This window comes from uncultured Tepidimonas sp., assembly GCF_938045175.1.
Classification (GTDB): Bacteria; Pseudomonadota; Gammaproteobacteria; order Burkholderiales; family Burkholderiaceae_C; genus Tepidimonas.
The window spans coordinates 1-8,421 of sequence record NZ_CALIND010000011.1; the positions used below are offsets into that span (position 1 = coordinate 1).

Sequence of the window (8,421 nt, forward strand, 5' to 3'; positions counted from 1 at the left end):
CAGTGAAGCGCTCGATGGCCATCATCCAACCCTCTTCGTCGAGGCTGACGAAGCTCAGCGCCTCGCCCTCGGCGCCAGCGCGGCCGGTGCGGCCGATGCGGTGCACGTAGTCCTCGGGGATGTTGGGAATGTCGTAGTTGATGACGTGCGGCAGATCCTCGATATCGATGCCGCGCGCCGCAATGTCGGTGGCCACCAGCACGCGCAACTGGCCGCTCTTGAAGCCCTCCAGCGCCTGCGTGCGCGCCGTCTGGCTCTTGTTGCCGTGCAGCGCCATGGCGCTGATGCCGTTGTCGTTGAGGAATTGCGCCACCTGGTTGGCGCCGAACTTGGTGCGCGTAAACACCAGCACCTGCGACCAGCCGTTGCCCTCCAGCAGATGCTTGAGCAGCGCCATCTTTTTGTCGCGGCCCACTGGGTAGATGGTCTGGCGGATGCGCTGCACCGTGGTGTTGGGCGGCGTGACCTGGATGAGCTTCGGTGCACGCAGCAGCCCTTCGGCCAGTGCCTTGATCTCGTCGCTGAAGGTGGCCGAAAACAACAGGCTTTGCTTGGCCTGCGGCAGCAGTGCCAGCACTTTGCGCACGTCGTGGATGAAGCCCATGTCGAGCATGCGGTCCGCCTCGTCGAGAACGAGGATTTCCACTTTCGACAGGTCCAGATGGCCTTGCTCGACCAGGTCGAGCAGGCGCCCCGGCGTGGCCACCAGCACATCCACTCCTTTGGAGAGCTTTTCGATCTGGGGGTTGAGTCCAACACCGCCGAAGACGACGGCCGACTTGAGCTTGAGGTGTTTACCGTAGGCCTTGACGGATTCTTCGACCTGGGCCGCGAGCTCGCGGGTGGGTGTGAGCACCAAGGCGCGGATCGGGCGGGGCTGGCCGCGTTTGGGCGGCTCGCCGCGCGTGGCCCGCAGGTGCAGCATGGGCAGCGTGAACGCGGCGGTCTTGCCAGTACCGGTTTGGGCACCGGCCAGCAGGTCGTGCCCGGCCAGGACGGCGGGGATGGCTTCGGCCTGAATGGGGGTGGGCGTCTCGTAGCCCTGCTCGCGCACGGCCTCGACGATGGCCGGCAGCAGTTGGAGTTCTTCGAATGTCATGTGAAGTGTCGGGCGCCCATGCCGGGGCGCGCGGCATCGGCCCTCGCCGCCTGCCGGCGGCACCCCGGTGGGTGCGGCGCGCGGGCCAGACGGCTCAGTCAGGGGCAGATGGGGTCAAAGGGTGGGCCGAGGGTGCCGACGACGGTGCAAAGACCTGACGGCGTGCCCGTGGGCCCGGGCATCCATGCCGATCGGGACACGACTGCTGGACCCGATCAGCCGCGATTGTGGCATAACTGGGATAATCGCAAGGAACCCGGGCCGCGTACCCGGGACATTTTTTTCACGATCCGTTGCTTTTTTCTCGAGGGGTGCCCCGATGGCCCAGTATGTGTTTACGATGAACCGCGTCTCCAAGACCGTGCCGCCCAAGCGGCAGATCTTGAAAGACATCTCGCTGAGTTTCTTCCCTGGCGCCAAGATCGGCGTGCTCGGCCTCAACGGTGCGGGCAAGTCCACGCTGCTCAAGATCATGGCGGGTGTGGACAAGGACTTCGAGGGCGAGGCGGTGCCGATGCCCGGTATCAAGATCGGCTATCTGCCGCAAGAGCCGCAGCTTGACCCCGAACAGACCGTGCGCCAGGCGGTGGAAGAGGGCATCGGCGGCGCACTGGCGGCCAAGAAGCGCCTGGAGGAGGTGTACGCCGCCTACGCCGACCCGGACGCGGACTTCGACAAGCTGGCGGCCGAGCAGGCCGAGCTGGAGGCCATCATCGCCGCAGCGGGCAGCGAGAACACCGATCTGCAGCTGGAGCTGGCCGCCGACGCGCTCAACCTGCCGCCGTGGGATGCGCTGATCAAAAACCTCTCCGGCGGCGAAAAGCGCCGCGTGGCGCTGTGCCGCCTGCTGCTGTCCAAACCCGACATGCTGCTGCTGGACGAGCCCACCAACCACCTGGACGCCGAAAGCGTGCACTGGCTGGAGCAATTTTTGCAGCGCTTCCCCGGCACCGTGGTGGCCATCACGCACGACCGCTACTTCCTCGACAACGCCGCCGAGTGGATTCTGGAATTGGACCGCGGCATGGGCATCCCGTACAAGGGCAACTACTCGCAGTGGCTGGAGCAAAAGGAGCGCCGCCTGGAGCAGGAGCAAAAAGCCGAGGACGCGCGCCGCAAGGCCATGAAGGAGGAGCTCAAGTGGGTGCGCGCCAACGCCAAGGGCCGCCAAGCCAAGAGCAAGGCGCGCCTGCAGCGCTTCGAGGAGCTGAGCGACTACGACTACCAAAAGCGCAACGAGACCAACGAGATCTTCATCCCCGTGGCCGAGCGGCTGGGCTCGCAGGTCATCGAGTTTCGCAACGTCAGCAAGTCGTTCGGCAATCGCTTGCTCATCGATAACCTGAGCTTTTCCGTCCCGGCGGGGGCCATCGTCGGCATCATCGGGCCCAACGGCGCGGGCAAATCGACCCTGTTTCGCATGATTCAGGGCGTGGAAAAGCCCGACAGCGGCGAGATCATCATCGGTCAGACCGCCAAGCTGGCGTTCGTCGACCAAAGCCGCGACTCGCTCGACGGCGACAAGACGGTGTGGGAAGACGTCTCGGGCGGGCTCGACAACATCGTGGTGGGCAAATTCGTCATGCCCAGCCGCGCCTACCTGGGGCGCTTCAACTTCAAGGGTAACGACCAGCAAAAGCTGGTCAAAAACCTCTCCGGTGGCGAGCGCGGCCGTTTGCACCTGGCCAAGACGCTGGCCAAGGGCGGCAACGTGCTGCTGCTGGACGAGCCCTCCAACGATCTGGACGTCGAAACCCTGCGCGCGCTGGAAGACGCGCTGCTGGAGTTTGCGGGCAGTGCGCTCGTCATCAGCCACGACCGCTGGTTCCTGGACCGGATTTGTACCCACATCCTGGCCTACGAGGGCGACAGCCAGTGGTATTTCTTCGACGGCAACTTCACCGAGTACGAGGCCGACAAGGTGCGCCGCCTGGGCGAAGAGGGCGCGCGGCCCAAGCGCGTGCGCTTCAAGTCGCTGGCGTGACCATGACGACGACTCCTCACGCCACGCCCGCAGCAGCCCCCGCCCCCGACGTGGCGGCGGTGGAGGCGGACATGCGCCGCTGGGTCGAGCGCGCCGTCATCGGCCTGAATCTGTGCCCGTTCGCCAAGGCGGTGTGGGTGAAAAACCAGGTGCGCATCGCGGTCAGCCAGGCGCGGCACCTGGACGCGTTTCTGGACGATCTGGACGCCGAGCTGCTGCGCCTGCGCGACACGCCGCCGGAGGTGCTGGACACCACGCTGCTGGTGCACCCGACCTTGTTTCCGGACTTTTTCGTCTTCAACGACTTCTTGGACGTGGTGGACCGTGTGATCGCCGAGCACGACTTGGAGGGCGTGATCCAGGTTGCGCCGTTCCATCCGGACTTCGTGTTCGACGGGGTGGAGCCTGACGACATCACCAACGCCACCAACCGCGCCCCTTACGCCACGCTGCACCTGTTGCGGGAGGACAGCGTGGCGCGGGCGGTGGCCTCGGGCGAGCCGGCCGAGGCGATCGTCGCCCGCAATCTGGAAACGCTGCGGCAACTGGGGGCGCAAGGCTGGCGCCGCCTGCTCGACGCGCCGCAGTGACGCAAAAAAGCGAATGCCTGCTAATATTGCGTCAAAATGACGACAGTGAAACCCGAAAAGCCGCCGATCGAACCACCGCCCGACACCGAGTCGTACTACACGACGCTCGAGGTAGCCCGTATGCTGGGCATGGCGGTGCGGTCGGTGCAGCTCATGGTCGATCGCGGTGACCTGCAGGCGTGGAAGACACCAGGCGGGCATCGCCGCATCACCGGCGCATCGTTGCAGCGCTGGCTGGCCAACAGCGGCGCCGGGCTCATACCGCCAGCGGCGACGCGGGCGGCGCGGCCGCGCCGCAGTGGCGCCCGCGGGCAGCGCTCACCCCGCATTTTGCTCATCGAAGACTCGTCGCATTCTCAGCAGTTGGTGCGGCTGCTGGTGCGGCAACGCTTTCCGCGCGCGGAGCTGCACATCGCGGGCGATGGCATCGCGGGGTTGGTGTCGTTCGGGCAATTGCGGCCCGATTTGCTCATCGTGGATATCCTGCTGCCCGGCATCGACGGTGCCTCCATGGTCATGGGGCTGCGCCAGCACGAGCTCTGTGGTAGTTGTGGGCTGATCGTGCTGACGGCGCTGGACGAAGCCGACCGGCGCGACTACGCGCACGCGCTGCAGGACGTGCCCGTGGTGCACAAGCCAAACCTGGTGCGCGAACTGCCGCCACTGATCGAGCGCCTGCTGGGGCAGCGGTTTCCCGATGTGGTCGAGTCCTCCGCCGGGCAAGTAGGGGACACGGTCACGAAGCGCTGACGCGGGGGGCGTCGTCAACCGGCCAGCCCCGACCAGTCGGCGGGAATCAGCCACAGCAGCCCTGCCGTCATGAGGGTGTAGCGCAGAAATTTGCCGATGCCCATGTAGACCACGCACGGCAGCAGCGGAAACTTGAGCCAGCCCGCCACCGCGCACAGCGGGTCGCCCACCACGGGCAGCCAGCTCAGCGGACAGGCCTTCGGCCCGAAGCGCTCCAGCCAGTCCAGCGCGCGCAGGTGGGTGGGGGAGCCGCGGGCGCGGTCGATGGCGGCGTGCGCGCCGTAGCCCATCGCCCACGAGACCACGCCGCCGAGCGTGTTGCCGATGGTGGCCACCAGCACGGCAGGCCAAAACAGGTCCGGGTTGAGCTTGACGAGCCCGAACACCGCGGGCTCCGACCCCATGGGCAGCAGCGTCGCCGACACGAACGCGACCACGAACACGGTGGTCAGGCCCACTTCGGGCAGGGCGAGCGTGTGCAGCAGCGAAGTGATCCAGGCGTCCATGGTCGCGGATGATGACGGGCGCCCGCAGTATAGGGGGTGGGGCATGGGCTGGTTACAATCGCGCAGATTTCCCTTCCCCAACCTCCCCCGTGTCTTTGCCATGACCGCCGGCCCCGCGATCGGCCCCTATGTGCTGCCCAACCGGCTGTTCGTCGCGCCCATGGCGGGTGTGACGGACCGGCCCTTTCGGCGTTTGTGCAAGCGGCTGGGGGCGGGTTATGCGGTCAGCGAGATGATCACGTCGCGCCCCGAATTGCGCGACAGCCTCAAGACCGCCCGGCGCGCCAACCATGTGGGCGAGGTGGGCCCGATCGCGGTGCAAATCGCGGGCACCGACCCCGAGATGATGGCCGAGGCGGCGCGATACAACATCGACCGTGGCGCGCAGATCATCGACATCAACATGGGCTGCCCGGCCAAGAAGGTGTGCAACCGCTGGGCGGGCTCGGCGCTGATGCAGGACGAGGCGCGCGCGCTGGCGATCATCGAGGCTGTCGTGGCCGCGTGTGAGCCGCACGGCGTGCCCGTGACACTGAAGATGCGCACCGGCTGGTGTGCGCAGGTCAAGAACGCCCCCGTGCTGGCGCGCGCGGCCGAAAGCGCTGGCGTGCGGCTGCTGACCATCCACGGCCGCACGCGCGAGCAAGGCTATCGCGGCCAGGCCGAACACGAGACGGTGGCGGCCATCAAGGCCAGCGTGCGCATTCCGGTGGTGGCCAACGGCGACATCGACAGCCCCCAGGCCGCCGAGCGCGTGCTGCGCACGACTGGGGTGGACGCGGTGATGATCGGCCGGGCGGCGCAGGGCCGGCCGTGGCTGTTTCGCGACATCGGCCACTACTTGGCGACCGGCCGCCTGCCCGCGCCGCCCACACGCGCCGAGTTGCGCACCTGGATGCTCGAGCACCTGCATGACCACTACGACCTGTACGGCGAACACAGCGGGGTGCGCAGCGCGCGCAAGCATTTGCTGTGGTACCTGCGCTCGCTGGGCGGGTCGGCGATGGCGCAGCAGCGTCTGCGCGACGCGGTGCTGACCGCCGAGACCTGCGCGGCGCAGCTGGCGGCGGTGCAGGGCTTCTTCGACGATTTCGACCTTCCGTTGGCCGCATGAACCCCCCGGCGCTGCCCGACTGTGTACGGGCCAATCTCGAGGCGTACTTTGCCGACCTGGGCGACACCGAACCCGCCAACCTGCACGACATGCTCGTGCGCGCGGTGGAAAAGCCCCTGCTCGAGATGGTGATGGCCCGTGCGCGCGGCAACCAAACGCGGGCCGCGCAGTGGCTCGGCCTCAACCGCAACACGCTGCGCAAAAAATTGCTCGAGCATGGCCTGCTCGGCGACTGACATTCGTTTTGCCCTTCTCCCAACGGCCGCCATCCCCTCAAGGACCCCCGACGATGAAAGCCCTGATTTCCGTTTCCGACAAGACCGGCGTGCTGGATCTGGCGCGCGAGCTGCACGCGCTGGGCGTGACGCTGATTTCCACTGGTGGCACGGCACGCCTGTTGGCCGACGCCGGCCTGCCCGTGACCGAGGTGGCCGAGGTCACGGGCTTTCCCGAGATGCTCGACGGCCGGGTCAAGACGCTGCACCCGGTCATCCACGGCGGCCTGCTGGCGCGGCGCGACGTGCCCGCGCACATGGCGGCGCTGCAGCAGCACGGTATCGACACCATCGACTTGCTGGTGGTCAACCTGTATCCGTTCGAGGCCACCGTGGCGCGCGACGGCTGCACGCTGGGCGACGCGATCGAAAACATCGACATCGGCGGCCCGGCCATGGTGCGCTCGGCGGCCAAGAACTGGCGCGACGTGGCCGTGCTGACCGACCCGGCACAGTACCCCGTGGTGCTGGCCGAACTCAAGGACGCGGGCCGCGTCAGCGACGCGACGCGGCTGCAACTGGCCATCGCCGCGTTCAACCGTATCGCCCAGTACGACGCGGCGATCAGCCAATACCTGTCGGCGCTGGATTTGTCAGCGGGCGTGCCGGCGGCCGACGCGGTGCCGGCGCGCCACGCCTTCCCCGGTCAGTTCAACGCCTGCTGGACCAAGCTGCAAGACCTGCGCTACGGCGAAAACCCCCATCAGCAGGCCGCCTTCTACCGCGATCCCGACGCGCCGGCCGGGTCGCTGGTCAGTGCGCAGCAGTTGCAGGGCAAAGAGCTCTCCTACAACAACATCGCCGACGCCGATGCGGCGTGGGAGTGTGTCAAGGGGTTTGCGGCGCCCGCGTGCGTGATCATCAAGCACGCCAACCCGTGTGGCGTGGCGCTTGGCACCACGCCGCTGGAGGCGTACCGCAAGGCGTTCCAGACCGACCCGACGAGTGCGTTCGGCGGCATCATCGCCTTCAACCGTGCCCTGGACGGTGAGGCGGCACAGGCGGTGGCGCAGCAGTTCGTCGAGGTGCTGATCGCGCCCGATTTCACGCCCGAGGCGCTGGCGGTGTTTCGTCCCAAGGCGAATGTGCGGCTGCTGCGCATCGCGCTGCCGGCGGACGCGGCCACGACTCGCAACCGCTGGCATTTGCAGCGCGTCGGCGGTGGCGTGCTGGTGCAGACGGCCGATCACCACGTGCTGCGTGCGTCGGACCTGAAAGTGGTCACCGAGCGCCGGCCCACGCCCGAGCAGCTACAGGATCTGTTGTTTGCGTGGTCGGTGGCGCAGTACGTCAAGAGCAACGCCATCGTCTTTTGCAAGGACGGCATGACGATGGGCGTGGGCGCGGGCCAGATGAGCCGGCTCGACTCGGCCCGCATCGCCAGCATCAAGGCGCAGGCGGCGGGCCTGAGCCTGCAGGGCACGGCGGTGGCGAGCGACGCCTTTTTCCCGTTCCGCGACGGGCTGGACGTGGTGGTCGACGCCGGGGCCACGTGCATCATCCAGCCGGGCGGGTCGGTGCGCGACCAAGAGGTGATCGACGCCGCCAACGAGCGCGGCGTGGCCATGGTCTTCACGGGCGTGCGGCACTTCCGGCACTGACCGGGCCCCGGCGGCGGTACCGTGGCGCCGCCGGGGTGGCGGCGCGTCAGGTGCCGAGCACGAACACCGCAGGCAGGTGCAGCGGCAGTGCGGGCGGCTGGCGGCGCCAGTCGGCCACGCGGGCGGCGTGTACGGCCTGGGTCGGCAGTCCCAGTCCGCACGCCAGTGCCAGCCGGGTGTCGGGCCGCAGCCCCTGCAACGCGGCCTGCAGCAATGCGGCGTTGCGGTAGGGGGTCTCGATGAACACTTGGGTCTGTCGCAGGCGGTGGGCGGTGGCTTCCAGCTCGCGCAGGCGTGCGGCGCGCTCGGCAGCGCCTTGGGGCAGATAGCCGACGAAGGCGAAATGCTGGCCCTGGCAGCCGCTGGCAGCCAGGGCCAGCATCAGCGATACGGGGCCGGTCAGCGGCACCACCGGTATCCCCAGTGCGTGGGCGGCGCGCACGATGGCGGTGCCCGGGTCGGCGATGGCGGGCATGCCGGCTTCGCTGACCAAGCCCAAGGC

Annotated in this window: 9 protein-coding genes; 6 read left to right on the forward strand and 3 right to left on the reverse strand. The window is 67.8% G+C overall.

Going from position 1 to position 8,421, the window contains the following annotated elements; genetic code table 11:
* The coding region (locus tag Q0716_RS00615) for a DEAD/DEAH box helicase (RefSeq protein ID WP_299018562.1) at window positions 1-1,099 on the reverse strand (1,099 nt) is incomplete at its 3' end.
* Window positions 1,100-1,418: 319 nt separating this feature from the next.
* Here Q0716_RS00615 and ettA point away from each other — a divergent pair.
* The 3 genes from ettA to Q0716_RS00630 all read left to right on the forward strand — a co-directional run bounded on the left by ettA (window position 1,419) and on the right by Q0716_RS00630 (window position 4,423).
* Complete coding sequence (gene ettA, locus Q0716_RS00620; protein WP_299018564.1) at window positions 1,419-3,083, forward strand: energy-dependent translational throttle protein EttA; 1,665 nt, start codon at window positions 1,419-1,421, stop codon at window positions 3,081-3,083.
* A 71-nt stretch (window positions 3,084-3,154) separates the two neighbouring features.
* Entirely contained in the window at window positions 3,155-3,673 is a 519-nt protein-coding gene (locus tag Q0716_RS00625) for a DUF1415 domain-containing protein (protein ID WP_299018578.1), read from the forward strand.
* 36 nt (window positions 3,674-3,709) lie between these two features.
* The gene (locus tag Q0716_RS00630) at window positions 3,710-4,423 is read left to right on the forward strand and encodes a helix-turn-helix domain-containing protein (protein ID WP_299018566.1); all 714 of its coding nucleotides are present in this window, start codon (window positions 3,710-3,712) and stop codon (window positions 4,421-4,423) included.
* 14 nt (window positions 4,424-4,437) lie between these two features.
* Here Q0716_RS00630 and Q0716_RS00635 read toward each other — a convergent pair whose 3' ends face one another.
* Entirely contained in the window at window positions 4,438-4,929 is a 492-nt protein-coding gene (locus tag Q0716_RS00635; RefSeq protein ID WP_299018568.1) for a YqaA family protein, read from the reverse strand.
* A gap of 100 nt (window positions 4,930-5,029) precedes the next feature.
* On the opposite strand from Q0716_RS00635, the gene dusB reads away from it, so the two are divergent.
* The 3 genes from dusB to purH are packed head-to-tail and all read left to right on the forward strand — an operon-like array spanning window position 5,030 to window position 7,919.
* On the forward strand, window positions 5,030-6,043 hold the full coding sequence (dusB, locus tag Q0716_RS00640) for a tRNA dihydrouridine synthase DusB (RefSeq protein WP_299018570.1): 1,014 nt from the start codon (window positions 5,030-5,032) through the stop codon (window positions 6,041-6,043).
* Window positions 6,040-6,279 (forward strand): helix-turn-helix domain-containing protein, encoded by a 240-nt coding sequence (locus tag Q0716_RS00645; RefSeq protein ID WP_299018572.1) that lies wholly within the window; start codon window positions 6,040-6,042, stop codon window positions 6,277-6,279. The genes dusB and Q0716_RS00645 overlap by 4 nt, the downstream gene beginning before the upstream one ends.
* Before the next feature lie 53 nt (window positions 6,280-6,332).
* The gene (gene purH, locus Q0716_RS00650; protein WP_299018574.1) at window positions 6,333-7,919 is read left to right on the forward strand and encodes a bifunctional phosphoribosylaminoimidazolecarboxamide formyltransferase/IMP cyclohydrolase; all 1,587 of its coding nucleotides are present in this window, start codon (window positions 6,333-6,335) and stop codon (window positions 7,917-7,919) included.
* A gap of 46 nt (window positions 7,920-7,965) precedes the next feature.
* Here the strand turns inward: purH and Q0716_RS00655 are convergent.
* Window positions 7,966-8,421, reverse strand: a 456-nt coding sequence (locus Q0716_RS00655; protein WP_299018576.1) for an SAM-dependent methyltransferase, incomplete at its 5' end; no start/stop codon positions are given.